Origin of the sequence: Lactobacillus sp. N54.MGS-719 (assembly GCF_000980505.1) — a bacterium.
GTDB lineage: Bacteria > Bacillota > Bacilli > Lactobacillales > Lactobacillaceae > Lactobacillus > Lactobacillus amylovorus.
The window spans coordinates 1-958 of record NZ_LARO01000126.1 but is presented as its reverse complement, the minus strand read 5'-3'; the positions used below and the strand labels follow the sequence as shown (position 1 = coordinate 958).

Here is a 958-nt window from a genome sequence, read left to right as displayed (position 1 = left end):
TTCATCGCCACCCATTTTCTTAAGACTAATGTCTAACTTATTATCAATTAATTGAATATCTTTAGGAAGATATGGGGTAAGAATTTCAACGTTTTTTAAAGATTTTAGTTTTTGAACGTTAGATTCTAGGCCGCGGAATTGATCACGACGGTGAATAAGCTTAATATCGGCATAATTTGCAAGCTCAAGTGCCAAATCAAGTGCTGAATCACCACCACCGAAAACACCAATTGTTTGATTAGCGAATTCTTTAGGATCCTTAATAAAGTAATGAATTCTTTTTTTGATGTCTTCATTCATTTTAAGTGGAAGTTCTTTTGGCTTAAATGCACCAGCTCCAGTAGCAATAATAATGCTACGTACAAATACTGAATCATCAATTGTAAAACCATCTGTAGTTTTTACAATGTTTTCTACTTTATGGTTAGTTGCAATATCCGTTTCATCCTTCAACCCATCAGTTAGTCTTGGGATTAATTCATGTGCTCTTATTTTGCCGAAGGCAGGGATGTCAGTTATTTGTTTAAATGGATAGAGCATTTGCGGTTGTCCGCCTAATTCAGATAATGAATCAAAAAGTATCGTATTTAAACCGTGTAAATGCGCAAAATGTGCGGCAAATAATCCGACAGGACCGCCACCAATAATGGCTAAATCATATTTTTTTATTTTAAAAACCTCCTCTAAGTGCTGACGTATCAACTTTAACATGAATTAATGCAATATTCATTTGAAAATTTTGCTTGCTCGATCGGATCAAATAAGTTATATTATTGAAGTCACGTTTTTAGAGGTGGCGAATTATTAATAAAAAAGTGCTTGCAATTAGTTTGCAAGTATTATATATTAATAAAGTCGCTTCGAGAGATGCGGCACAGCTTGAATAAGAAGCCTGAGCAAAGGAAAAATCAATAAAATGAAAAAAGTACTTGCAAAAGGGAGAAGAAGCTGGTAACAT

1 protein-coding gene is annotated in these 958 nt (G+C 33.9%); it reads right to left on the bottom strand.

The genetic code is table 11. The annotated features are described in order from the left end of the window. A partial coding sequence (locus tag WS44_RS09555; RefSeq protein ID WP_046434124.1) for an NAD(P)/FAD-dependent oxidoreductase occupies window positions 1–711 on the bottom strand: 711 nt, incomplete at its 3' end. Window positions 712–958 lie beyond the last annotated feature (247 nt).